We start from the raw sequence: 24,197 nt of genomic DNA, 5'->3' as shown, positions 1-24,197 counted from the left end.
AGTACTTATCGCTTGTCAAGGTAAGCTATTTCGACTCTGTTACAGTTGTGAGGCGCTTAACAACCCACGCGACTGGCAGGTCGAGGTAGGTACCGAGAGCGGTTTTTTGTCATGCAGGCCGGTTAAGATCAGCCATCATGCTGGCAAAAAGCCGTTTCGCGGTGCTTTGCAAGGTTTTTGGCGTGTCGCCGGGGCAGTTCTCCCCCGGCTACGCCCACGCGCGAAGACGTGCGCAGAAGTATTCAGCAAGGAGGCGAGATGCCGCTGTGTTTGACTATCACTAGTTATCACAAGATTACCCCGGGTCAGTGTTCTGAAAAGTCCATGGACCAGGGGGTGATGGCAATTGGCCGTAATTCCGATAATGATTGGGTATTGCCGGACCCGGAGCGCCTGGTATCCGGCAAACATTGCGTTATTCAATACAAGGACGGGCGCTATTATTTGACTGATAACAGCACTAATGGTGTGGAATTGGTCAAGGCCGGCGTTCGCTTGCGCAAAGGCAACAGCGAGCCATTGCAGGATGGCGAAGTGATCCGCATCGGCGATTATGAAATCCAGGCGCGCGTCGACTTCAACCTGCCGGTCACCGACAGCAACCCGTTTGCCGAATCACCCAGCAGCTTCGAAGCCTTGATGGGGCGCCAGGGCGCCGCGGCGCCTGCCCCCATGCCGGTGTCGATGCCGATGACGTCGCCTGCGCATTTCCAGGGCGGGTCGGCCATGGACACCTTGCCGGACCTGTTCGATTTCCTGGCGCCCTCCAGTATTGCGCCGGCCACCCAGCCCGATCATGTGCCCGCCCAACAGCACGATTTCCGTCCCCCGACGCCGATCCCACGGCCTGCGCCGCCGCCCGTGGTCGAGCCGGTAGCGGTCAATCCTGGCTCGGTGATCCCGGAAGACTGGGACCTGTTCAGCGACAAGCCGGCACCCGTAGCGGTGCCCCCTGTCGCCGTTGCGCCGCCTGTGGCGCCGCCGATCATCGAGCCGATACCGATCCCCGTGACCCCCGTGACCCCCGTGCCGGTTCCGCCGGTGGCCGTACCCGTCGAGCCCGTGCCGCTGCCTGAGGCGCCGGTCACTCGCGTTGACGCACCGGTGCCCCGCGCTGAAGCGCCGGCGGCCCCGGTCGATAGCCTCCAGCCCGACCTGCTGCAAGCGTTCCTGCGTGGCGCCGGGCTGGACCAGTTGCGCCTGGACAAGGCCCAGGCCGAGGCACAGATGGAAAGCATCGGTCGCAGCTACCGGTTGATGGTCGAAGGGTTGATCGATGTCTTGCGCGCTCGCAGCAGCCTCAAGGGTGAATTCCGTATCCAGCAGACGATGATCCAGCCGGTGGAAAACAACCCGCTGAAGTTCGCCCCCAACGTCGATGAAGCGATGCTGCTGCTGTTGCGCCATGGCAACCAGGCGTTCATGGCGCCGGACGCAGCGGTGCGGGACAGTTTCGATGACCTGCGTGCACATCAACTGGCGGTGATGGCCGGGGTAGAAGCCGCCATCAAGCATCTGCTGGCGCGTTTCGAGCCGGCGCAACTGGAAGAACGCATGGGCAAGCCCGGCGGGCTTTCGGGTATTTTCAGCGGCTCGCGGCAAGCCCAGTACTGGCAGCAGTTCACCGAGCTCTACAGCAATATTTCCCGGGAGGCCCAGGAGGATTTCCAGGACTTGTTCGGCCGTGAATTCAGCCGCGCCTACGAAGAACACAGCACACGACAGCGACGCCATTGAGCGTCGTCGTCCCATAACAATAACCACAAGCACACAACGGATAGCTCAAACGTCATTGAGGACGCAGGATGATTCCCAGGTTTTTACTCGCAGTCGCCACCGCGCTTCTGTTGACGGCGTGCGCCAAGGATGGGGCCAAGTCCCAGCCCGAAGAGGCTGAAGCCGACACCGCCGCCGTCGAGCTGCACTTGCATGCCATTGCCGGCCTCAACCCCGGCGCCACCGGCCAGCCGGCCCCGGTGCGGGTGCGCATTTTCGAACTGAAAAATGCCGCCACCTTCGGCCGCGCCGATTATTTCGCCCTGGCCGAACGGGCCCAGGCGACGCTGGGCGCCGACCTGATCGACCAGGACGAGGTGCTGATCCAGCCCGATCAGCAACTGAGCCTGCAACGTGACCTCGACCCGGCCACGCGCCACATCGGCATCCTGGTGGGCTATCGCGAACTGGATCAGTCGCTCTGGCGCACGGTCTTGAATGTCCCGCCGCGCCAATACACCGAATACCAGATCAGCCTCGACGTGCGCGCCGTGCGCAGCAGCGTCGTCGTCCCCCCATCCAGCCCTGCCCAATAAGCAATCGGAGCCCCCATGTCCTGGAACAATCGCGTGGTCTGGTCGGAAGGCATGTTCATTGGAACGCAGCACTTCCAACAGCACGACCGTTACCTGGAAAACCTTATCGACGCGCGCAGCCGACCGTTGTCGGCCGGCGCCTGGGGGTTTTCCGAATTGCTGATCGACCAGGGCCTGCTGGCCCAGGGCAAGCTGGCGATCATCTCGGCACGGGGCCTGTTGCCGGACGGCACGCCTTTCAACATCCCCCACGATGACCTGGCGCCGACCCCGCTGAACATCGACGACAACCTGCGCGATGGCCTGGTGTACCTGGCCTTGCCGCTCAAGCGTGCCGGTGCCCGCGACACCGTCGATGAAGGCGAGGCCCTGGGCGCCGCGCGCTACATCAGCCAGGTCAGTGAAGTGCGCGACGACAACGCACCCTTCGAAAACCGTGCCCCGGTGGCCTTGGGTGCCCGCGCGCTGCGCTTGCTGACCGCCGAGGATGGCATCGGCGACTACGCGGCCATCGGCGTGGTGCGCATCAAGGAAAAACGCGCCGACCGGGCGCTGGTGCTCGACGACACGTACATCCCGCCGCTGTTGGATGTCATCGCTTCCAAGCCCCTGGCGGCGTTTCGCAGTGAGTTGCTGGGCTTGCTGCACCAGCGTGGCGAAGCCCTGGCCGGGCGAGTGGTGGCGTCCGGCGCCGGTGGCGCCTCGGAGATCGCCGACTTCATGCTGTTGCAACTGGTCAACCGTGCCCAGCCGCTGATCCAGCACCTGAGCCAGTTGAGCCCGTTGCACCCCGAGCGGTTCTACAGCGAACTGGTGGCCCTGGCCGGGGAGTTCTCGACCTTCACCGCTTCCGGGCGCCGACCGCAGGAATACCCGCAGTACCAGCACGATGACCTGGCGTTGAGTTTCGCCCCGGTGATGCAAGCGCTGCGCGAAGCCTTGTCGATGCTGATCGACAGCAAGGCGACGCCGATTCCGATTGTCGAGAAAGCCTACGGCATCCACGTGGCGATGCTGGCCGACAAGACCCTGCTCGACAGCGCCAGCTTCATCCTGGTGGTGCGCGCCGATGTCCCCGCCGAAACCCTGCGCGGCCGTTTCGGCCAGCAGAGCAAGGTCGGTTCGGTGGAACACATCCGCGACCTGGTCAACCTGCAACTGCCGGGCATCGGCCTGCTGCCGTTGCCGGTGGCGCCACGGCAATTGCCGTATCACGCCGGTTCCACCTACTACGAGCTCGACCGCGGCAGCGACCACTGGCAGCAACTGAGCAACTCCGGCGGCTTTGCGTTCCACATCGCCGGTCAGTTCCCGGGCTTGAACCTGGCTTTCTGGGCGATCCGAGGATAAACCGCGATGAGCAACGACGATCGTACTCAGTTCATGCCGACGCCCGGTGGCCGTGGCGCGGACCCCTTCCGCCAGGACCCGGGACGCCCGCAACCGGCCCCCGCGCCCCTGTCGATGCCGGCCGCGCCGGTGCTGACCGGCAAGGCCCAGGGACTCAACCCGCTGGAAAGCGCCGCTGGCCCGCTGCTGGCCTTGTTGACGCGCCTGCGCAACACCATCGCCCACCCGGCCCCGGCCAGCTTGCGCGCGCAACTGCTGGCCTACCTGCGTCAGTTCGAAGAGCGCGCCGAGGCCGCCGGCGTGGTGCGCAACGACGTGCTGCTGGCGCGCTACGCCTTGTGCACCGCGCTGGATGAAGCCGTACTGAGTACGCCGTGGGGCGGCACCAGTGACTGGGGCAAGCAAAGCCTGTTGATCACTGTGCACAACGAAGCCTGGGGCGGCGAGAAGGTGTTCCAGCTGCTGGAGCATTGCCTGCAAAGCCCGCGGGAACGCCTGTACCTGCTGGAGCTTTTGTACCTGTGCATGTGCCTTGGGTTCGAGGGGCGCTACCGGGTGATGAACGACGGTCGCAGCCAACTGGAAGCGTTGCGCGAGCGCACCAGCGCGGTGATCCGCAGCGCCCGTGGCGAATATGAACGCGAGCTGTCGCCCCATTGGCGCGGTGTCACCGTGGCCCGTGATCGACTGGCGCAGTTCATGCCGCCGTGGATCGCCGTGGCCATTGGCGCGGCGCTGCTGCTGGCGCTGTTGTTCGGCCTGCGCATGAAGCTGGCCTCCGATGCCGAGCCGGTGTTCAAGAACATTCACTTTCTGGGCGAAATCCCGGTGCAAACCATCGACCGTCCCGTGGTGCAGCCGAAACTGATCGAGCGACCACGCCTGGCCGGTTTCCTGGCCGATGAGATCAAGGCCGGACGGATTGCCGTCGAAGACGCCGTCGACCGTTCGGTGGTGACCATCCGGGGCGATGAGCTGTTCGCCTCGGGCAGCGCCAGCATCAAGGACGATTTCCAACCGTTGATGCTGCGCATCGCCGATGCCGTGCGCAAGGTCAAGGGCCAGGTCCTGGTGACCGGCCACAGCGACAACCGTCCGATTGCCACATTGCGGTTCCCGTCCAACTGGGCGCTGTCCGAAGCACGGGCGCGCTCGGTGCTGGACATTCTTTCGGCCAAGACTGGCCAGCCCGAGCGCTTCAGCGCCGAAGGCCGCAGCGACACCGAGCCGCTGGCTTCCAACGCCACGGCAGAGGGCCGTGCGCGCAATCGTCGGGTTGAAATCACCGTATTGGCGGAGGGGGTCGAGTGAAGGCGTTTTTCAGTTTTATGATCCGCTGGGTCATCCCGTTGCTGGGGCTGATCGCCCTGAGCCTGATCATCTGGTTCGTTGGCCCGCTGCTGGACTGGCTGGTGCCCGAAGGCCGGCGCTGGGCGCTGATCATCCTGGTGTTCGCGGTGTGGATCGCCTACCGGGTTTTTCGCATTATTCAGGCCCGCCGGCAGGCCGCCGAAGTCATGCGCAGCCTGGCCGAGCAAACCCCGCCCGACCCCACCAGCATCGCCACCGCCGAAGAACTCGAGACCCTGCGCCAACGCATGGACGAAGCCCTGGCGCTGCTCAAGAAAGCCAAGTTGGGCGGTGACGAACGCCGCAACCTCTACGAGCTGCCGTGGTACGTGATCATCGGCCCACCGGGTTCGGGCAAGACCACGGCGCTGGTCAACTCCGGACTGCATTTCCCGCTGGCCGCGCAACTGGGCGCCGGTGCGGTACGTGGCGTGGGCGGCACGCGCAACTGCGACTGGTGGTTCACCGACCAGGCCGTGCTGCTCGATACCGCCGGCCGCTACACCACCCAGGACAGCGACGCGACCGTGGACAAGGCCGCGTGGCTGGGCTTCCTCGGCCTGTTGAAGAAGCAGCGCGCCCGTCGCCCGATCGACGGCGCGTTCATCGCCATCAGCCTCTCCGACCTGCTGCTGGGCAGCGAGGCCGAGCGCGCCGCCCATGCCGCGGCGATCCGCCTGCGTATCCAGGAGCTGTACACCCAACTGGGCGTGCGGTTCCCGATCTACCTGATGCTGACCAAGCTCGACCTGGTGCCGGGGTTCATGGAGTATTTCGATACCCTGAGCAAGGAAGAGCGCGCCCAGGTCTGGGGCATGACCTTCGCCCTGGACGATGGCAAGGGCAACGACAGCCCGCTGGCGCACCTGCAAAGCGAATTCGCCGGCCTCGAGCAGCGTCTCAACGACCGCCTGGTAGAACGCCTGCAGCAAGAACGCGACCCGGCGCGGCGCGACTTGATCTACGGTTTCCCGCAGCAGTTCGGCGCCTTGAAGGATTGCCTGCAAAGCTTCCTGGAGGGCGTGTTCAAGCCCAACGCTTTCGAAGAGCGGGTGTTGCTGCGTGGCGTGTATTTCACCAGCGGCACCCAGGAAGGCAGCCCGATCGACCGACTGATCGGCTCCATGGCCCAGAGCATGAACCTGGACCGCCAGCACCTGGCGCGCCAGACCGGTACCGGGCGCAGCTATTTCATCGAAAAACTGTTCACTGCCGTGGCCTTCGCCGAGCGTGGGCTGGTGGGCGTCGATCCCAAGGTCGAACGGCGGCGCAAGTGGATCGCCCGAGGCGTGCTGGCCTCCACCGTGGTCCTGGTGCTGGTGGTCGGGACTTTGTGGTGGGTCAGCTACCGCGCCAACCAGGCGTACATTGCCCAGGTCGACCAGAAGGTCGCGCCGCTGGGCCAGACCGTGCAGAACCTCAGCCCGGCCCAGCGTGATGTGCTGGCGGTGTTGCCGCTGCTCAACGCGGTCAAGCACCTGGCCGACGATGCTCCCGACTGGGCCGAGGGCCTGGGGCTGTACCAGGGCGACATGCTCGAAGCCGAGTCCGGCAGCGTGTACCGCAAGCTGCTGATCGCCGTGTTCGGGCCGCGCCTGCTGACCCGGATCGAAGAGCAACTGCACAGCGGCGGCAATTCGGATTTCCTCTACGAAGGCCTGAAGGCCTACCTGATGCTCGCCGACACCGAACATTACGATGCCGACTTCATCAAGGCCTGGATCGCCCTGGATTGGGACCGCACCCTGCCGCGCGACCTGCCGGCCGAACAGCGTGCGGCCTTGAACGAGCACTTGCAGGCGCTGTTCGAGCGGCGTCCGCCGACGGCGCGCCTGGACCCGCGCCTGATCGAAGACCTGCGTCGCCAGTTGCAGCAACTGCCCGTGGCGCAACGGGTCTACGACCGGATCAAGCGGCAGAAGCTGCCCGACGGCATCCCGGACTTCCGCATCAATGAAGCCGCCGGACGTGATGCTGCGCTGGTGTTCAGCCGCAAGAGCGGCAAGCCGTTGGGCGAGCCGCTGAGCGGATTCTTCACCGTCAAGGGCTACCGCCAGGGCTTTCTGCTCACCGGCCTCAGCCAGGCCGGGACTCTGGCTGAGGAACAGTGGGTCCTGGGCTTTGAGCAGGCCGACCAGCAGAACGTCGCCAGCCTGGCGGCGGACGTGCGGCGCCTGTACTTCCAGGACTACCAGCGCCAATGGGACGCCCTGCTGGCCGATATCGACTTCGTGCCGATCACCAGCGTGGCCCAGGCCGCCGATGTGCTGCGGGTGATTTCCGGGCCGACCTCGCCGTTGAAAAAGCTGTTGGTGGCGGTGGCGAAGGAAACCGACCTGCAACAGGATGAGCGCCTGCTGGCCGCCCAGGGCGCGCCGGCGGAGGGTGGGGTGGACAAGCTCAAGGAGCGCCTGGGCAGTTTGCTCGGCCAGGAGCAGGCACCGCAGGACGCGCCCCAGGCCAATGACGATCCGATCACGGCGCACTTTGCCGAGCTCAACAGCATCGTCAGCAAGAAAGAAGGCGAACCGGCGGCCATCGATGGCCTGCTGGCCGACATGAACGCGCTGTACGTGCAGGTCAGCGCCATGGTGGGCGCCAGCGGCGACGCCTTGCTCGGCGAAGCCAAGAACCAGGCCCAGGCGGCCGCTACTCGGGTCAGTCTCAATGCCGAACGCCAGCCACCACTGGTGCAGGGGTTGGTCAAGTCGGTGGTCAATTCCACCACCAACAGCATGATGGGCGGGGTGCGCAACCAACTGAACGCTGCCTGGACCAGCGAAGTGGTCAACATCTATCGCCAGTCCCTGGCCGGGCGGTACCCGATGTCGCCGGGCAGTGCGCGGGACGCGACCCTCGACGACTTCGGCCAGTTCTTCGGCGTCGGCGGGGTGATGGACAACTATTTCCGCAAGTACCTGCAACCCTACGTGGACACTTCCACCCCGACCTGGCGCTGGCAGCCGGGCGCGGCGCAGAAACTCGGCATCGCCCCGGGCGTGCTGCAGACCTTCCAGCGTGCGGCGGCCATTCGCGATGCGTTCTTCCGTTCCGGCGGGACCCAGCCGATGGTGCGCTTCGAGCTCAAGCCGGTGGCGATGGATTCGACCATCACCCAATTCTTGCTCGACCTCGATGGCCAGCAGTTGAGCTACGACCACGGCCCGAGCCGCCCGACCGCCATGCAATGGCCGAACCCGGGCAGCATCGGCGTGGTGCGGATCTCGATCATGCCGCCGTCTTCCAGCGGCCGCTCCGGCATCACCCTGGACGGGCCGTGGGCCTGGTTCCGGCTTCTGGAGCAATCGGACCTGACCGCCGGCAACTCGCCGGATCGCTTCAACCTGCGGCTGCGGGTCGATAACGCCAGTGCTTCCTACGAGCTGCGGGCCAACAGCGCCTTCAACCCGTTCAAGAGCCGGGTGCTCAGTGGCTTCAGCCTGCCGGAGCGGCTATGAGTACGCCGGGCTTCTATGGAAAGTTGGCCAGCCGTGGGGATTTCGTCAGCCGTGGCTTGCCCCAGAGCTTCATCGGCCCGTGGGATTCGTGGCTGGCGGCGGGCCTGCTCGCCAGCCAGAGCAGCCTCGGCGAGCGCTGGCTGGATGCTTATCTGGTCAGCCCGCTGTGGCGGTTCCTGGTGGCGCCCGGTGTGTGTGGGCCGGACGCCGCAGCTGGGGTGGTGATGCCGAGCATCGACCGGGTCGGACGGTATTTCCCGTTGACGGTCGCGGTGTTGCTGGAGCCCGACGCCGACCCTGCGTCCGTGGTCGGCGGTGCGGACGACTGGTTTGAACGGGTGGAAAACCTGTTGCTGAGCACGTTGAACGTGGAGGCCAGTTTCGAAGCGTTCGGCGCCGAGCTGGACAGCCTCGGCAGCCCGATGTACCTGCCGCGCACCCCGGGCGGCCGGTTCGCCAGCCTGCATCGCTTCGATGCCACCGACCCGCAGCGGCGCATGAGCGCCCTGGCCGAGTCGGCCTGCGAAGGCGCGAGCCTGTGGTGGGGCCAGGGTTCCGAGCGCATCGCGCCTGGCCTGATGCGCTGCCAGGGGCTGCCGGCCGCCGCTGATTTTGCGCAATTTTTGCTTGGCCAAGAAGGTGTTGTGTAGATGCGTCCAAGTGCCGGAAAAGCATTCAAGTCTGCGAGCAAGAGCCATGTCGGCATGGTCCGCCAGGTCAACGAAGACGCCTGCCTGGATCTGCCGGAGCACGGCTTGTGGGTGGTCGCCGATGGCATGGGCGGGCACGCGGCGGGCGACTACGTCAGCAGCCTGATCGTCGACAGCCTGCGTGGCATTGCCGTGGGCCGTTCGCTGGAAGAGTACGTCGCGGCGTTGCAGAGCGACCTGTTGCGGGTCAACGCGGCCGTACGTGAAGAAACCGCCAACCGTGGCGTGACCATGATGGGCAGCACCGTGGTGGTGCTGGCGACGCGCGACCTGCGCGGCATGTGCCTGTGGGCCGGCGACAGTCGCCTTTACCGCCTGCGCGACGGCGTGCTGGAGGGCATCTCGCGAGACCACAGCTACGTCCAGGACCTGCAGGACAGTGGCCTGCTCAGCGAAGCCGAGGCCCGGGTGCATCCACGGGCCAACATTGTCACCCGGGCCATCGGCGTCGAGGCGCAGTTGAACCTGGCGATGGTCGAACTGCTGCTGGTGCCCGGCGACAGCTACCTGCTGTGCAGCGACGGGCTGACCAAGACCGTCGAAGACGAAGAGATCCGCGAAGTGCTGAGCCATGACGACCCCGGCGAAATCGCCAGCAGCCTGGTGTCCCTGGGCCTTAGGCGCGGTGCGCCGGACAACATCACCGTGGTGGTCGTGAAGGTGCCGTCATGAACCCTGCCCTGAACATCCAGATCCCCGGCTACGACATCGAAGGCGAGATCGGCGAAGGCGCGATGGCCAGTGTCTACCTGGCGACCCAGCGCTCGCTGGAGCGCAAGGTCGCGCTGAAGGTCATGGCCGCTGCGCTGGCCGCCGACCCGACGTTCTGCGAGCGCTTCCTGCGCGAAGGCAAGACCCTGGCGCGGCTGTCGCACCCGCACACCGTCACCATCCATGACATCGGCAATGTCGGTGAGCTGTACTACATGGCGATGGAATACCTGCCCAACGGCACGCTCAAGGAACGCATCGCCGCGGGCCTGACGCCGGAGCAGGGTCTGATCTACATCCGCCAGATCGCCTCGGCCCTGGGCTACGCCCATGGCCTGGGCCTGGTGCACCGCGACGTCAAGCCGGCGAACATCCTGTTCCGCGCCGACGGCACGGCGGTGCTTTCGGACTTCGGCATCGCCAAGTCCCTGGACGACCGCACCCAGTTCACCCAGGCCGGCTTCGCCGTCGGCACGCCGAGCTACATGAGCCCGGAACAGGCCCGCGGGCAGGACATCGACGGCCGCGCCGACTTGTATGCCCTGGGCGTGGTGCTCTATGAAATCCTCGTCGGCAAGCTGCCGTATACCGGCAATGACGCGCTGTCCACGGCCCTGGCCCACCTGACCGAGCCGTTGCCGGAGTTGCCGGTGCACCACGGTCGTTACCAGGACGTGCTGCGCAAGCTGTTGGCGAAGGATCCGGCGGAGCGCTTCCCGGATGCGGCGGCCCTGCTACGGGCGCTGGACAACCTGCCCGCGGATTCGAACGAGGCGACGCTGATCCGGCCGTTGCCGCTGCCGGTTGCGACCAAACCCATGGGCGAAGACCTGGCGGGATTGACGCCGGTGTCCATCGACATCCCGAGCGGCCCCGCGCAGCCGCCGTCCCGTCCCCAGCCAACACCGCCGCCACCGCCGCCGCGCCCGCCCGTGGCACCGGCCCGCAAGACCCCTGTGTTCGCCCTGGCCGCCGTCGCGGTGGCCGTGGCGCTGGCGCTGGGCGGCGCGGGTTATTGGTGGTTGTCCGGTGATGACGGCAAAGCGGCGAAGCCCCCGGTGGCCTCCACGCCTTCGTCGAGCAAGCCCCCGGTGAAGGCGCCGGAAACACCCCCGGTGAAGACGCCCGAAACCCCAGCGGCCAAGCCGCCGGTAAGCCCACCCGTGGCCACCGAGGCCGACGGTGGCCAGCGTCCGCTGTTGATGGCCGGCAAGAAAACCCTGTTCCAGCGGGTGCTGACCAAGCCGGGGGCAAAACTGGCCGATGCGCCGGGTGCCGCGCCCGGCAAGGACCTGCCGGCGTTCTCGGTGCTGTACGTCTATCAGCGCAAAGACGTCGACGGCAGCCCGTGGGTGCGTGTGGGCGCCGCCACCGATGGCCGCAGCGACGGTTGGTTGCCGGCCGCCCAGGTCAGCGACTGGAAGCAGAGCCTGGTGCTCAAGTTCACCGAACGTTCCGGCCGCGCGCCGGTGATGTTCCTGCGCCAGCCCGGCGAAGTGGAGAAGCTGCTGGCAAACCCCTCCGCCGCCAGGAATGTGCTGCTCAAAGCCCAGCAGAGCCCGTCCGACAACCAGCAGGTGTTGGCCCTGGAGCCGGCCGCCAGCGCCGTGCCGGAGAAACAGTTCTACCTGCTGCCGATCTTCGACTCCCGCGAGAGCCTCGACGAGAACGGCCAGCCGGTGCAGTTGCTGAACGTGGCGTCCATCGACCCGGGCAATACGGCCAAGGCGGCGTCCGGCAACACGCCGATCCTCAATGCCAACGCCGACGCGTTCCGCACCGCCGTGGTGCTGGTGGTGGACACCACGGTGTCCATGCAGCCGTACATCGACCAGGTGCGCGACGTGGTGCATCAGTTGCAGGCCCGGATCGCCGAGCGTGGCGAGCTGGACAGTGTCAGTTTCGGCATGGTGGGTTTTCGCAGCAGCGTCAAGAAAACCCCAGGCCTGGAGTACGTGGCCAAGACCCTGATCACCCTGGACCAGGGCCGCGACCCGCAGCGCTTCATGGACCTGGCGCGCCAGGTCAAGGCGTCCACGGTGTCGAGCCATTCGTTCAACGAAGATGCGTTTGCCGGCGTCATGGAAGCGGTGGAGGGCATGGACTGGTCCGGCTATGGCGGGCGCCTGATCCTGCTCGTTACCGACGCCGGCGCCCTGCGCAAGAACGATCCCTTCGCCGCGACGCAGATGAACGAAGCCGAGGTGCGCCAGGCGGCGCTGGGCAAGCAGATCAAGATCTACGCCCTGCACCTGCTCAGCGACGCCGGCAAGAAGACCCACGCCGGTGCCCAGAGTCAGTACCGTACCCTGACCGCCGACGCCAACCCGCAGATCGGCGACTTGTACATTCCGGTGCCGGGCGCCGATGTGCGCAAGTTCGGCGAGCGCGTCGACGAGATCGGCACGGTGTTCGCCGACCTGGTGCATCAAGTGCGCAGCAACAAGGAACAGAGCGTGCCGCAGTTGAGCGCCGCGCCGAGCCTGGCCGACAAGTCGGCGGCGGTCGGTTACGCGATGCACATGGATTTCCTGGGGCGCAAGAGCGCCAGCCAGGCGCCGCAACTGGTCAGCGCCTGGACCGCCGATCGCGACCTGACCAACCCGGCGCTGCCGGCGTTCCAGGTGTGCGTGATGCTGACCAAGCTGCAACTCAACGACCTGCAGCAATCGCTGAAGCTGATCGTTGACGCGGCCCGCAAGACCCAGAGCTCGCCGAAGGATTTCTTCCAGGAAATCGCCAGCGCCAGCGCCTACATGAGCCGCGACCCGTCGGCCTTGCGCAAGGGCGGCAACCTCGCCGACGGCGGGATCCTCGGCGAATACCTGGAAGGGCTGCCGTACCGCAGCAAGTCGCTGAACATGACCCAGGACTTGTGGTTGTCCTTGAGCGTGGCCGAGCAGGAAGACTTCATCGACGAGCTGGATTCGAAAATCCGTCTCTACGAAACCTTCCACAACGACCTGGCGAACTGGGTGCGTTTCGGCGATGCCGAGCCGGGTGATGCCTTGTACCGCGTTCCGTTGTCGACGCTGCCGTGATGCTGGACATGACCGCGGTGCACAAGAGCCGAGGCGCTGGCAGCCAGCGCTACAGCCTGGTGATCCCACGGCTGCAATTGCGCGCCGGTGAGCAACTGGCGGTGGTCGGCCCCAGTGGGTGCGGCAAGAGCACGCTGCTCGACCTGCTGGCCCTGGTGTCGGCGCCGGACCAGGCCGGGCGGTTCGACTTCACGCCCGCCAACACGCCACTGGACATCGCCCGGTTGTGGCGCGGTTCCGGGCAGGGCGCCTTGGCGCAGTTGCGCAGCCAGCACCTCGGTTATGTGCTGCAAACCGGTGGCCTGCTGGGTTTTCTGGACGTGCGCGGCAACATCGAGCTGTCGCGCAAGCTGCTCGGCTTGAAGGACGACGGCAGCGTGACGCGCCTGGCCGGGCAGTTGGACATCGCCGACCAACTGGACAAGAAACCGGCGGACTTGTCCGTCGGCCAGCGCCAGCGCGTCAGTTGTGCTCGGGCCCTGGCCCACGGTCCTCGGCTGTTGCTGGCCGATGAACCGACCGCCGCCCTCGACCCTTTGAACGCCGAGCGCGTGATGCACCTGCTGGTGGCCCAGGCCCGCGAGTACGGTGTCTGCTGCGTCGTCGCCACCCACGACGAGGCGCTGGCCCGTGCCAGCGGCTTGCAGGTGCGTCGCATCAGTTGCCGTCGCGATGCCGACGGCGGCGTCACCGCCACGCTTGGGGAGGCTTGCTGATGCGCAGCACGCTGGTGGCTTCCCTGGCCTGGCAGGATTACCGCAACGATGCGTGGCTGTCGGCGTGCTCGGTGCTGGCGCTGGTGGCGGTGGTGGCGCCCTTGCTGGTGTTGTTCGGGCTGAAGTTCGGCCTGGTCAGCAGCCTCACCGAGCGGTTGCAGAACGACCCGGCCACCCGCGAGATCATCCCCCTGGGCGGTGGCCGCTTCAGCGCCCAGTTCATCGAACAGTTGGGTCAGCGTGGCGACGTTGCCTTCGCCTTGCCGCGCACCCGACAGATCGCCGCGACCGCCGAGTTGAGCCGCGACGCTTCGCCGGTCACCGTGGAAATGATCCCCACGGCAGCCGATGACCCTTTGCTCCAGCGTCTGCCGGTGCCGCAGGGGCTGGACCAGGTGGTGCTCAGCCAGACCGCCGCGGAAAAACTCGGGGCCAAGGCGGGCGATTGGTTGCAGGCCAGTTTCGGCCGCCAGGTGGCCGGTCGCAGCGAGGCGCAGCGCACGCAGGTCCAGGTGCTGCACGTGCTGCCGCTGGAAGCCTTCGCCCGGGACGGCCTGTTCGCCCCGCTGGCCTTGTTGGAGGCGGCCGAGGACTATCGCGACGGTCGCGCGGTGCCGGCGTTCAACTGGCCGGGCGAAGTGCCGGGTGTGGCGGGGCAACGGGTGTACCCGGCGTTCCGGCTGTACGCCCGCGGCCTCGCTGACGTCGAGCCGTTGCGCCAGTATTTCGCCGCGCAGCACCTGCTGGTGTCGACCCAGGCCCAGACCATCGCCCAGGTGCAGTCGCTGAGCCGCAATCTGTCGATCGTTTTCTGGATCATCGCCGGGCTGGCCCTGGCCGGCGCCTTCGCGGCCATCTTCGCCGGGGCCCTGGCGGCCGTCGAGCGTAAGCGCCGGGAATTGTCGGTGTTGCGCCTGCTGGGGGTGTCCACCGCTGCGCTATTGTTGTTCGTGGTGTTGCAGGCGCTTTACAGTGCCGGGCTTGCGGCCCTGCTCAGCGCCGGGCTGTATGGCCTGGCGCAGTCGGGGCTGAATTATCTATTTGCGCAGCTGCCGGGCGAATACGCCAGCCATCTGCTGCTGCGCCACTACCTGTTGGCCCTGGTGGCCGTGCTCGGCGTCAGTGCCGTGGCGGCGGCATGCGGTGGCTGGCGTGTGGCGCGCATCCAGGCCAGTGAAGGAATCCGAGATGTATAAGTTATTAGCCGCCGCCGTGGCGTTGAGCCTGGCGGGCCTGGTTGCCCTGCCTCATTCGGCGAGTGCCGACGAGGCCAGCGACAAGCTGGACAACCCCAAGCCGTTGCCGGATGACGTCAGCCTGCCGCTGCCTTGCGAAGGGCAGATGGTGTTCCGTTACGTCTACATCCTGGCCCAGGGCACCCTCGACGACCGCGAGATCAGCCTCGGCTACCCGTTCAGCGAGGGCGAGGCCGGTTACCAGCAGTCGTTCATTTCCGGTTACCGGCGCGATTTCATCAACGGCCAGTTCACCCTCAAGGACCTGCCCAAGGACTGGAACAAGACCATCACGCCATTGATGCCCAAGACCGACGCCAAGACGCCGCTCAAGCCGATGCTGTACTTCATCGGCAAGTACGAAGTCACCGCGCGCCAGTACGCCCAGGTCATGGCCCAGGCCCAGTCGCTGGCCAGCGGCGAACCGGCACCGGCCTGCGAGGCCTTGCAGGCCGACCTGCCCCAGGGCGTGGCCGGTCGGCTGCCCAAGGTGAAACTGTCGAAGTTCGAGGCTGAGCGTTTCTCGGCGGTGTACAGCGCCTGGCTGATGAAGTACCACAAGGACCTGCTGCCGGTGAGCGGTCGCGGCACTTCCGCTGAGGACGGCGGGCTGGGCTTCGTGCGCCTGCCCACCGAAGTCGAGTGGGAGTTCGCCGCCCGTGGCGGGCAGGCGGTCAGCCGCCAGGACCTGGAAGGGCGACTGTTCCCCCGGCGCCTGGAAGGCAGCGAAAGCGACGGACCACTGGCCGACTGGGCGGTGTTCAACCAGGTCGCCGGTGGCACCGGCCAGGCCGCACGGCTGATGCCGATCGGCACCAAGCTGCCCAACCCCATCGGCCTGTTCGACGTGGTGGGCAACGCCGCCGAAATGGTCCAGGAGTCTTTCCAACTGGTGCACGCCGGGCGCCGTCAGGGCGCCTATGGCGGCTTCGTGGTCAAGGGTGGCAACTACCTGGAAGGCGAGGGCACGCTGTTCACCGGGATGCGTCGCGAGTATCCGCTGTTCGCCGCCGACGGCACCGAGCAGAGCAACGAAACCACCGGCTTCCGGGTGGCGGTCGGGGCGTTGTCGGCGCCGCGTTCGCGCTACAAGGAACTGTTTGCCCAATGGCAGAAAGAAGGGCGCCTCGCGTCCCTGACGGACGCCATCGACGATGCCGAGGACCCGACCAAACGCCTGGACAGCATCATCGCCGCCAGCGTCGACCCGCGCCTGCAAGCCGAGCTGGGGCTGGTCAACGAAGAGCTCAAGCGCAACGTCTCGCTCATCGCCCAGCAGCGCGAGGAAGCGGCCGGCAACCTGATCCAGTCATCGGCCCTGGTGGCCGAGACCGTCAACAACTACAACATCCGCCTGACCAATCTGCAGAACAGTCGCCAGGCGGCCCTGGATGCCAAGGACGACGCCAGTGCGCAATTGTTCGCCACGGCCATCGACAACGGTCGCAGTGCGCTGGAGGGCGCCGTGGCGATCTACATCGACAACCTGGCCACCGGCACGCGCTACACCGACGCGGTGATCCAGGCGCAGTTCCAGCGCGTCAAGGAAGAGTTGGAGCGCAAACCGGTACTGGGCAAGAGCCTGGTGGCGCGTGCCACGTTATTCGTTCGCCATGTCGGGGATTATCGTCAGCAAAAACGAGCCGACCCGGCGGCGATATTGAAGGAATTGCTCGCATCGAGCGCTCAGCGGTCTTGAGCGTTCGTTGTTAGCGAGCTTGGAAGGGACTCAGGCGGCGATGGGGCCGCGCTGAGCTGGTCAAAACTTAAACGAGAACACAACTATGCTTTTCTCCCGTAAACCTTTTGCTTCGGTTTCCAAGCGTCACTTGCTGCTGGTCGCTGTAGGCTTCAGCACTGTATTGACCGGTTGCGCGACTTCGCCGACCTCCAAGGTCGCGTCGAGCACCAAGGTCGAGTACTACCCGAACTGCTACGAGCCGGTGCAGCACCTGCGTTCCACCGAGGGTGACATGACCAAGTCCGTGGTCACCGGTGCGGCCGTCGGTGCCGTGGGCGGTGCGCTGCTGGGCGCCCTGACCGCCGACAAGGAAGACCGTGGCCGCAATGCTGCCATCGGTGCCGCGGGCGGTGCCCTGGCCGGTGGCGCCGCCGGTTACTACACCGAGCGCCAGAAGCAGATCGCCGATGACAACCAGCGCATCGCCTCCTACGCCGCTGACGTCAACAAGAGCGCTTCGGACATCGACCGCAGCACCGCGTACGCCAAGGCTTCGCAACAGTGCTACCAGAGCGCGTTCACCAAGCTGGTGGCCGACCGTAAGGCCAAGACCGTCAACGACACCGAAGGCCGCAAGCGCCTGGCGGAAATCGTCGCCGGCCTGAAAGAGTCCAACGACCTGATCGTCGCGGTCAACGGCAAGGCGGCTGAAGACCTGAACAACTACACCCAGGCTTACGAGAAAGACCTGCAGCAGGTAGGCGTGCAGCGTACCGACGTTGTCACCGTGGCCACCGCCGACACCACGCCAGTCGTGGCACCGACCAAAACCAAGACCAAGGCCAAGGTTCAGCCGGCGAAGAAGAAAGAGCTGCCAGCGGTGCCGAAGGAAGCCGTTGCCACCGAGAAGACCCTGCAGGATGCCAAGGCCAAGCAGGCTGAAAGCAAGCAGGTTGCCAGCGCGGGTACCAGCCAGGTCAACAGCATGTGCAAGAACCCGGACCTGGGCGACTGGGCACCGGTGCCTTGCCCGAATGTTTGATTGAGTGGTTGCTGGTGATCACGGCTTTTGCGGCGTGATCACCGCATGAAAAGTCTGTGGGAGCGGGCTTGCCCGCGAAGGCGGCCTAATTGTCGGGCACGGTTTTGTTGACCGGGTACAGATCCATTGCTGCGGTAACGGCCACTTAGGGTTCCGCTCTTACAGCGGCTCACTTTTTTTCAGACGCCAAAAAAAGTACGCAAAAAAGGCTTGCCCCACCACTCGGCACCTCGCCTAGGCTCGGTGTGCCCGAACGCAGGCCTTGCTCCGTGGGCCGCCGCGAAGGGCCATCCATGGCCCAGCGCGGCTACCTCGGCATCCATGCCGAGGTGCCCACTGCGCAACACCTGCGTTCGGCCATCGTGGTTAACGGGGCCTCAAGATCAAAAGCCAAAGCCAAAGCCAAAGCCAAAGCCAAAGCGAGGCGGTTTTACGGCCGACTTGTCTCTCTCGGGTGTACGCCGATCCATTGTGGGAGCGGGCTTGCCCGCGAAGGCGGCCTTATAGCCGACCTACCTCTCCCGGTTGTACTTCATCCACTTGTGGGAGCGGCCCGGCTTGCAATTACCCCTTGCCTGCCAGCGCCGATGCCTCCTGCGCTTCCAGACGATCCAGCGCCCGCTCAACCAGCAACTGAACCCCATCCACCATGCGGCTGATCGCCAGGGCGACGCTGCGGCGTGAGTCTTCTACGTCATCGGCCAGGTCGGCGGCGAGGGTGCTGATAGAGAGCAGGTCTTCGGAGGCGTTGGCCAGCAGGGTTTCGGTGTCGATGTGAGGGGCGACGATGAAAAGCTGGTTCTTGTCGGCTTCAGGCGGGGAGGGTTTGGGATTGAGGTAGTAGTCGAGGGCGCGGGTGGCGGCGTCTTCGTCCTTTTTGGTTTCGAGGGCTTCGGCGCGGGACTTTGCCGAGTTCGGCGGATTGGGAGAATGCTTGACCATATCTATGTACCAGAGTTGGGGCGGCCGACCATTCGCTTGCATTCGAAGAGGTGGCAACTGTGCGTAGGTGTGCAAGACCGGTCCGGTACCGCCGGCAGACCCGAAGGTCTCCCACGCACAATCGCCATAACGGGACGCGAGCATAGAAAAATGCTCGGTCAATAGCCATAACCAATTGCGTACCAAACCGGACTTGCACGTCCGTGTCACCGTTTTTTGCGATGACGGCCAAAGGTTAGCGGGCCTCCGAAAGGCTGCCTAGTTCATCGATAGCCCGGCGTCTTGCAGGAAATGTCCGAGAACCAGGACGGGGAAAGGACCGAAAATTCGCATTGTTCGGCAGCACCTACAGAAGCCTCTTACATGCGAGTATTTTCGTGACTTGGTAGTCATCATGCGGAAAAACAGGCTGATCTCCCGCTAAATCGATTCGATGATGGCGTTCCGCCAAGGAATCGCTAAACTGCCCTGCATTCATCTTTCTTTACGAGGCGCTGTCGATGAAATTTCGTTTCCTGCTGTGGATGCTGGGCTTGCTGATGGGCAAGGCCAGCCGGACCAACCCGGCGTTTCAACAGCAGTTGGGCGATAAGGAGCTGGTGTTCCAGTTGCAAACCCTGGACGGCAAGGTGGCCCGGCATTTCACCGTGAAGAACCAGCGCATCACCAGCCAGTCTGGTACTTACCCGACGCCGGCGTTCGCCATCGCGTTCAAGGACGCGGCTTATGGTTTCGCGACGATGCAGGCCAAGAACAAGCAGCTGGCGTTCATGACGGGAATCCAGGACAAGTCGATCCAGATCAAGGGCAATCCGGCGCTGGTGATCTGGTTCCAAGGGTTGACCCGGTATCTGAAGCCGAAGAAACCGAAAGCCTAGCCACAGCCCCCGTGGCGAGGGAGCTTGCTCCCGCTGGGTGGCGCAGCCGCCCCAAATGGGGTGCGTGATGCGCCAAAGGGTGCCCACCACGGCGATTGGCGACTGCTGCGCAGCCGAGCGGGAAGCTCCCTCGCCACAGAAGCTCATCGCCTGCGCTCGTCAGGTTGGCTCAGGCGCAGTGTTCAGCCATGAAACTGCGAAGCTAACTCCCGCAGTAACACCTCAGCCTCCAACACCTTGCTGACGACATCGTTGGCCTTTTCCCGCGTCAGCCCAACGCGCTCGAGCAGCGCATCGGGAATCTCTTCGTCCGGGCCGGAGCCGATGCCGCGCGCGCGCAGCAGGCGAACCGCCAGGCATACCAGGTTCGGGTAGGCGGCGTACTCGCCGTCGTAGTGCGGGTCGTGCTGGAAACGCAGGGCAGTGGCCAGTTCGTCGGGCATGTCCCAGTAGCGCATCAGCCAGGCGCCGATCTGCTCGCGGCTGATCCCCAGCAGGTGCTGTTCCACGTAGCTGTGGCACAGGTGCGGGTTGACCTCCAGGTGCCGGCAAATCAATGAGAAGTGCGGCGGGAACACGTGGGCCAGCAGCAGGTACCCGAAGTTGTGCAACAGGCCGGACAGGTAGGTCAGCCCGCCTTCAGGGCGCTGGGCGCGTGGCATGGCGCGGGTCAGGCCTTCGATGACGGCCGCGGTGTAGATCGACTGTTGCCAGTACGGCGTGGTGTGTTGCGGATGGTCCTTGGGCAAGCTCAGGGTCTTGCCCAGCGCCAGGCCCAGGGCCAGGTTGATCACCAGGTCGAAGCCCAGTACCCGGACGATGGCGTCTTCCACCGAGCGAATCTTGCCTGGCGAGGCGTAGTACGGCGACGCGGCCCAGCTCACCACTTGTGCGGCCAGGGCCGGGTCGGTCTCGACGACGCCGGTGATGTCATCGATGGTGGCGTCAGGATCGACCCGCAGCTTGATGATTTTTTGCGCTGTTTCGGCCAGCGGCGGGATCTCGATGGTCTCTTCCAGCCGTTGCTGGATGCGCCGCGCGGTGAACGCTTGCACCGCCTGGGTGATTTCCGCGCGGTCGTCGTGCGGGCGGTCCAGGTTGGGGGTGATGTTGCTCGTGGCTTCGCCGAATGCCGCGGCGCTGGCCTTGGAGAGCATGGTCTTGAAGGCTTCGCTGGTGATTTCCAGCAGCAGCCCCGGCTCGCCCGAGTTGATCAGCAGCTTGGGCTCGCGCAGCAGGCTTTCTTCGTACAGGCAGGGCGAGCTGGTCAGCGCCGGCAGGCCGGGCAGCAGGCTCAGGCTGTGTTTGCCGAGCATTTTCTCCAGGCGCTCGGTGGGCACTGCGGTGAGCTTGCGGCCGGTCAGCTCGGCCAGGCGATTGAGGTCCAGCAACTGGTTTTGGGGGAACAGCACCATGAGCGCGCCAACGGCATCGTGCAACAGGACCGCTTGCACCTTGCGGGCCGGGTTGAGGCCGGGCCGTTCGAGGACTTCGTCATAGCCGATGCCCAATTTCTCGAGCAGCAGCCGAATAACAGACGGAGCGTGCGGGGATTCGGGGGCTAGGGCAGCTTCTGTCATGGTCTGTATCCGTTTTCCTACAAGTTGGTCAGTATAACCAGCTTGTCCGGCACGCGGGTCCGGAAACTGAGAGCGTGCTCACACTTGGCCGTATTGCTGCCCATGTCGCAGCCAACGGTCCAGCAGCGGGCTGACGTGAGCGGGCCAGCGTTCCAGCAACGCCTGGGCGGCGTCACGCACGGCGGGGAGCAGGTCGGCGTCGCGCATCAGGTCGGCTACCTTGAATTGAAGCAGACCGGTCTGGCGCGTGCCGAGCATTTCGCCAGGGCCGCGCAATTCGAGGTCTTTTTCGGCGATGACGAAGCCGTCGTTGGTTTCGCGCATGATGCCCAGCCGCTGGCGTCCGATCTGCGACAGCGGTGGGTGGTACAGCAGGACGCAATGGCTGGCGGCGCTGCCCCGGCCAACCCGACCGCGCAGCTGGTGCAACTGTGCGAGGCCCAGCCGCTCGGGGTTCTCGATGATCATCAAGCTGGCATTAGGCACGTCGACCCCAACCTCGATCACCGTGGTAGCCACCAGCAGTTGCAGGGCGCCGGCCTTGAATTCGGCCATGACGGCGGCTTTCTCGGCGGGTTTCATGCGGCCGTGGATCAGCCCGACCTTCAGTTCACCAAGGGCGGCGGTGAGGTCTTCGTAAGTGGTTTCGGCCGCCTGGCAGGTGAGCTCTTCCGATTCTTCGATCAGCGTGCACACCCAATAGGCCTGCCGACCCTCGGCGCAGGCACTGCGCACCCGTTCGATCACCTCGACCCGCCGGGTGTCGGTCACCAGTACGGTGTTGACCGGCGTGCGCCCGGGCGGTAGTTCGTCGAGGATCGAGGTGTCGAGGTCGGCGTAGGCGCTCATGGCCAGCGTCCGCGGGATCGGCGTGGCGGTCATGATCAGCTGGTGCGGGCACATCCGCCCGCCAACGCCTTTCTGCCGCAGGGCGAGGCGCTGTTGCACGCCGAAGCGGTGCTGTTCGTCGATGATCACCAGGGCCAGGTTCTTGAACTGCACTTCGTCCTGGAACAGCGCGTGGGTGCCGACCACCATGGGTGCGCCCTCGGCGATCTGCGCCAGGGCGGCGGCGCGGTTCTTGCCCTTGAGCTTGCCGGCCAGCCAGGCGACCTCGATGCCCAACGGTTCGAGCCAGCGCTGGAAGGTGATGAAATGCTGCTCGGCGAGGATCTCCGTGGGCGCCATCAACGCCACCTGGTAGCCCGCCTCCAGCGCCTGGAGCGCGGCGAGGGCGGCCACCACGGTCTTGCCGGCGCCGACATCGCCCTGGATCAGCCGCAGCATGGGTTCGGGCTGGCTGAGGTCGTAGGCAATTTCGTTGCCGACCCGTTGTTGCGCACCGGTAGGGCTGAAACCCAGGTTGCGCAGGTACTTGGGCGGTAGCTCGGTGGCCTTGGGCATGGCCGGTGCGCGCAAGGCACGCATGCTTTCGCGCAGGCGCTGCTGGGACAGTTGATGGGTCAGCAGTTCTTCGAAGGCCAGGCGATGCTGGGCCCAATGGTGCCCCAGGGCGAGTTCGTCGACATCGGCATCGGCCGGCGGGTTGTGCAGGTAGCGGATCGCGTCGGCCAGCGGCGCCAGTTGATAGTCACGCGCCAGCTCGGTGGGCAGCCAGTCGGGCAGGCTGGTGGGCCCCAGCAGGGTCAGGGTCTGCATGCACAATTGGCGCAGACGCTGCTGCGTCAGGCCTTCGGTGAGCGGATAGACCGGGGTCAGGGTTTCATCCACCGGCGGTGGTTCGTCGCCGGTGATGGCGCGGTATTCCGGGTGGTAGATCTCCAGCCCCGAAGCACCGGGGCGTGCTTCGCCGTAGCAACGAATCCGCGTGCCGCGCTTGAGGCCTTCCTTCTGGGCATTGCTGAAGTGGTAGAAGCGCAGGCTGAGCCCGCCGGTGCCGTCCTGCAAGCGCACCACCAGGCTGCGACGGCGGCCCATGACCACGTCGGCGCCGCTGACCGTGCCTTCGACCACGGCGTCCTGGCCCGGCCGCAAATGGCCGATGGGCACTACGCGGGTGCGGTCCTGGTAGCGCAGCGGCAGGTGAAACAGCACGTCCTGGAGGTTTTCCAGGCCGACCTTGGCCAGTTTCTCGGCCATCGCTTCACCGACACCCTTGAGTGCCGTGACCGGTACGTTCGACAGCTCAGTCATGGCACGGCTTACTTGGCCGCAGGCGGCTTGGCCACGGAACACAGGCGGATCGAGTCAGCGAGGATCTCGATGGCCTTGGGCCGCGGGAAACTGGCACGCCAGGCAATGGCAACGGTGCGGAACGGCACAGGCGCCGACAGCGGCCGGACTTCGATCACGCCCGGTGCATAGTGATGGCTGTCCACTGCCGACAGCGGCAGGATCGAGATGCCCAGGCCGGAAGCCACCATGTGCCGGATGGTTTCCAGGGAGCTGGACTCCACCGTGGTGTGCTTGGCGCCTTCGCCGCCCTTGGTCAGTGTCGGACAGGCTTCGAGCACCTGGTCGCGGAAGCAGTGGCCTTCGCCGAGCAGCAGCAGGCTCTTGTCGTTGAGCAGGCCGGCGTCGATGGTTTTCTTCTGGGTCCAGGGGTGCTGGGCCGGCATCAGGACGTAGAACGGCTCGTCGTAGAGCGGCAGGGTCAGCACGTCGGCTTCGTTGAACGGCAGGGCGATGATGATCGCGTCCAGTTCGCCGTTGCGCAGTTTGTCGCGCAGCACGTGGGTGAAGTTCTCTTCGATGTACAACGGCATCTGCGGGGCGACCCGGTGCAGTTGTGGAATCAGGTGCGGGAACAGGTAGGGGCCGACGGTGTAGATCGCGCCGACTTTCAGCGGGGCGGTCAGCTGGTTCTTGCCGGCCTGGGCCAGTTCACGGATGCCTTGGGCCTGCTCCAGCACTTTCTGCGCCTGGGCAACGATGCCTTCACCCACCGGCGTCAGGCGCACGGCGCTTTTGCTGCGCTCGAAAATCAGCACGCCGAGCTCGTCTTCGAGCTTCTTCACGCCCACCGACAGCGTCGGCTGGCTGACATGGCAACGCTCGGCCGCATGGCCGAAGTGCTGCTCCTGGGCGAGGGTGACGATGTAGCGTAATTCTGTGAGGGTCATGGCGAGCGTCCGTGAAGTTGCGAGCCAAGCATACCGGCTGCAATCGATAGACGCACGTTATCAGACTGCGGGCGCGGTGGGACACTGGCTAATGTTGGTGTGTGGCGA

17 protein-coding genes are annotated in these 24,197 nt (G+C 65.4%); 13 read left to right on the top strand and 4 right to left on the bottom strand.

Annotated elements, in window-relative coordinates; all coding sequences use genetic code 11:
- The first annotated feature begins 258 nt into the window (after positions 1-258).
- The 12 genes from tagH (at position 259) to tagQ (ending at position 17,606) form a co-directional block, all read left to right on the top strand.
- Positions 259-1,737, top strand: a complete 1,479-nt coding sequence (gene tagH, locus V3H56_RS26900; protein ID WP_047735745.1) for a type VI secretion system-associated FHA domain protein TagH — start codon at positions 259-261, stop codon at positions 1,735-1,737.
- Positions 1,738-1,805: 68 nt separating this feature from the next.
- Complete coding sequence (tssJ, locus tag V3H56_RS26895) at positions 1,806-2,312, top strand: type VI secretion system lipoprotein TssJ (RefSeq protein ID WP_042731474.1); 507 nt, start codon at positions 1,806-1,808, stop codon at positions 2,310-2,312.
- Positions 2,313-2,327: 15 nt separating this feature from the next.
- Complete coding sequence (tssK, locus tag V3H56_RS26890; protein WP_047735746.1) at positions 2,328-3,662, top strand: type VI secretion system baseplate subunit TssK; 1,335 nt, start codon at positions 2,328-2,330, stop codon at positions 3,660-3,662.
- 6 nt (positions 3,663-3,668) lie between these two features.
- The gene (locus V3H56_RS26885) at positions 3,669-4,973 is read left to right on the top strand and encodes a DotU family type VI secretion system protein (protein ID WP_042731476.1); all 1,305 of its coding nucleotides are present in this window, start codon (positions 3,669-3,671) and stop codon (positions 4,971-4,973) included.
- Positions 4,970-8,470, top strand: a complete 3,501-nt coding sequence (gene tssM, locus V3H56_RS26880) for a type VI secretion system membrane subunit TssM (RefSeq protein ID WP_053150324.1) — start codon at positions 4,970-4,972, stop codon at positions 8,468-8,470. The genes V3H56_RS26885 and tssM overlap by 4 nt, the downstream gene beginning before the upstream one ends.
- The gene (gene tagF, locus V3H56_RS26875; protein WP_047735748.1) at positions 8,467-9,120 is read left to right on the top strand and encodes a type VI secretion system-associated protein TagF; all 654 of its coding nucleotides are present in this window, start codon (positions 8,467-8,469) and stop codon (positions 9,118-9,120) included. Before tssM ends, tagF begins: the two co-directional genes overlap by 4 nt.
- Positions 9,121-9,852: a protein phosphatase 2C domain-containing protein gene (locus V3H56_RS26870; RefSeq protein ID WP_042731534.1), complete on the top strand. Its 732-nt coding sequence runs from the start codon at positions 9,121-9,123 to the stop codon at positions 9,850-9,852.
- Positions 9,849-12,932 (top strand): serine/threonine-protein kinase, encoded by a 3,084-nt coding sequence (locus tag V3H56_RS26865; protein ID WP_338474038.1) that lies wholly within the window; start codon positions 9,849-9,851, stop codon positions 12,930-12,932. The genes V3H56_RS26870 and V3H56_RS26865 overlap by 4 nt, the downstream gene beginning before the upstream one ends.
- Complete coding sequence (locus tag V3H56_RS26860; RefSeq protein ID WP_053150316.1) at positions 12,932-13,648, top strand: ABC transporter ATP-binding protein; 717 nt, start codon at positions 12,932-12,934, stop codon at positions 13,646-13,648. The genes V3H56_RS26865 and V3H56_RS26860 overlap by 1 nt, the downstream gene beginning before the upstream one ends.
- A complete protein-coding gene (locus V3H56_RS26855) occupies positions 13,648-14,844 on the top strand; it encodes an FtsX-like permease family protein (protein ID WP_047735752.1) in 1,197 nt (398 codons plus the stop codon). The genes V3H56_RS26860 and V3H56_RS26855 overlap by 1 nt, the downstream gene beginning before the upstream one ends.
- Complete coding sequence (locus tag V3H56_RS26850) at positions 14,837-16,582, top strand: SUMF1/EgtB/PvdO family nonheme iron enzyme (RefSeq protein WP_042731538.1); 1,746 nt, start codon at positions 14,837-14,839, stop codon at positions 16,580-16,582. The genes V3H56_RS26855 and V3H56_RS26850 overlap by 8 nt, the downstream gene beginning before the upstream one ends.
- 85 nt (positions 16,583-16,667) lie before the next feature.
- Positions 16,668-17,606: a type VI secretion system-associated lipoprotein TagQ gene (tagQ, locus tag V3H56_RS26845; RefSeq protein ID WP_047735753.1), complete on the top strand. Its 939-nt coding sequence runs from the start codon at positions 16,668-16,670 to the stop codon at positions 17,604-17,606.
- Positions 17,607-18,170: 564 nt separating this feature from the next.
- On the opposite strand, the gene V3H56_RS26840 is transcribed toward tagQ, so the two are convergent.
- Positions 18,171-18,548 (bottom strand): DUF6124 family protein, encoded by a 378-nt coding sequence (locus V3H56_RS26840; RefSeq protein WP_338474037.1) that lies wholly within the window; start codon positions 18,546-18,548, stop codon positions 18,171-18,173.
- Positions 18,549-19,048: 500 nt separating this feature from the next.
- On the opposite strand from V3H56_RS26840, the gene V3H56_RS26835 reads away from it, so the two are divergent.
- A complete protein-coding gene (locus V3H56_RS26835) occupies positions 19,049-19,426 on the top strand; it encodes a hypothetical protein (protein WP_042731541.1) in 378 nt (125 codons plus the stop codon).
- A gap of 182 nt (positions 19,427-19,608) precedes the next feature.
- Here V3H56_RS26835 and V3H56_RS26830 read toward each other — a convergent pair whose 3' ends face one another.
- The 3 genes from V3H56_RS26830 to V3H56_RS26820 all read right to left on the bottom strand — a co-directional run bounded on the left by V3H56_RS26830 (position 19,609) and on the right by V3H56_RS26820 (position 24,089).
- Positions 19,609-21,006 carry an aminoacyl-tRNA deacylase and HDOD domain-containing protein gene (locus tag V3H56_RS26830; RefSeq protein ID WP_042732564.1) on the bottom strand — a complete coding sequence of 466 codons (1,398 nt, stop codon included), beginning with the start codon at positions 21,004-21,006 and terminating at the stop codon, positions 19,609-19,611.
- Positions 21,007-21,084: 78 nt separating this feature from the next.
- Entirely contained in the window at positions 21,085-23,160 is a 2,076-nt protein-coding gene (gene recG / locus V3H56_RS26825) for an ATP-dependent DNA helicase RecG (RefSeq protein WP_042732565.1), read from the bottom strand.
- An 8-nt stretch (positions 23,161-23,168) separates the two neighbouring features.
- Positions 23,169-24,089 (bottom strand): hydrogen peroxide-inducible genes activator, encoded by a 921-nt coding sequence (locus tag V3H56_RS26820; protein WP_042732563.1) that lies wholly within the window; start codon positions 24,087-24,089, stop codon positions 23,169-23,171.
- Between the last annotated feature and the right edge of the window lie 108 nt (positions 24,090-24,197).

It is taken from the genome of Pseudomonas sp. MS646 (genome assembly GCF_036693845.1).
GTDB lineage: Bacteria > Pseudomonadota > Gammaproteobacteria > Pseudomonadales > Pseudomonadaceae > Aquipseudomonas > Aquipseudomonas chlororaphis_E.
The sequence above is the reverse complement of the archived record's forward strand: the minus strand, read 5'-3'. Positions and strand labels throughout refer to the sequence as shown.